General features: G+C 65.6%; 2 protein-coding genes. One reads left to right on the forward strand and one right to left on the reverse strand.

Features of this window, described 5'->3' with window-relative positions; all coding sequences use genetic code 11:
- Window positions 1-165 (reverse strand): GntR family transcriptional regulator (locus tag AC5RUJ_RS16555; RefSeq protein ID WP_494156281.1); only part of this gene is annotated, 165 nt, incomplete at its 3' end.
- 252 nt (window positions 166-417) lie between these two features.
- Here AC5RUJ_RS16555 and AC5RUJ_RS16560 point away from each other — a divergent pair.
- A partial coding sequence (locus tag AC5RUJ_RS16560) for a ParA family protein (RefSeq protein ID WP_494156280.1) occupies window positions 418-1,301 on the forward strand: 884 nt, incomplete at its 3' end.

The following is a 1,301-nucleotide window of genomic DNA, read 5'->3' on the forward strand; positions in this document are numbered from 1 at the left end:
GGCGGTCAGCCGGCCCAGCGCCTCGCGGAGCGGCGTGCGGGAGATGCCCAGCCGGGCGGCCTGCTCAACCTCGGCCAGGACCGTGCCCGGGGGCAACCGCCATTCCACAATGTCCTCGCGCAGCGTCCAGTACGCCCGTTCGCCGGCACGCAAGTTCTGCTTCATGGCGCTAGTGTATACACAGCTGCGGGAAAAGCAGCACACATCGCGGAAAATGCTCGCTTCTGTATACATGCCACTTCCTCGCCGCCGTCGGCCGTGCCCTTATTCCCCGACGGCGAAGGATGAACCTTAGACCTCTACTTGAAGCTAAAGGCTCGCCGATCATCAGCGGCCTGTCGATCGATAACGGGGCGGTCACTGTAACCTTGTCAGGAAGAAGAACGGCAGCGAAACGATGGAAGCTGGGTTAGATACGTGAGCAGCGAACAAGGTTCGACAACCACTCTGCGGCAAGCGGACGAGGATGTCCTGGGCCCGACCGGGCGGCCGCTGACCGAGTTCCCTGAACCGCCCGTCCTGACGTCCCACGGCCCCGCGCGCATCGTGGCAATGGTCAACCAAAAGGGCGGCGTCGGCAAGACCACGTCCACCATCAACCTCGGCGCCGCCTTGGCCGAGGTCGGCCGCAAGGTCCTGCTGGTCGACTTCGACCCGCAGGGCGCCCTGTCGGCCGGGCTTGGCACCAATCCGCATGAGCTGGACCTGACCGTCTACAACGTGCTGATGGACCGCAAGACCGACATCCGCGAGGCCATCCAGCCCACGGACGTGGAAAACATCGACCTGCTGCCGGCCAACATTGACCTCTCGGCCGCGGAAGTGCAGCTGGTCAACGAGGTGGCGCGCGAACAGGTCCTGGCCCACGCGCTGCGCAAGGTCGAGGACGACTACGACGTGATCCTGATTGACTGCCAGCCCTCGCTGGGCCTGCTGACCGTCAACGCGCTCACGGCGGCCCACGGCGTGATCATTCCCCTTATCTGCGAGTTCTTCGCGCTGCGCGCAGTGGCGCTGTTGGTGGAGACCATCGAGAAGGTCCAAGACCGGCTGAACCCGCGCCTGCAGATCGACGGCGTGTTGGCCACCATGTACGACGCCCGCACCCTGCACAGCCGCGAGGTCATCGGCCGGCTGCTGGAAGCCTTCGGCGACAAGGTCTTCGAAACCGTGATCAAGCGCACCATCAAGTTCGCCGACGCCACCGTCGCCGCGGAACCGATCACCAGCTACGCGGGCAACCACGCCGGCGCGACCGCCTACCGCGACCTGGCCAAGGAGCTCATCGCCCGCGGCGGCGC

This window comes from Arthrobacter sp. Y3223164 (assembly GCF_059091005.1).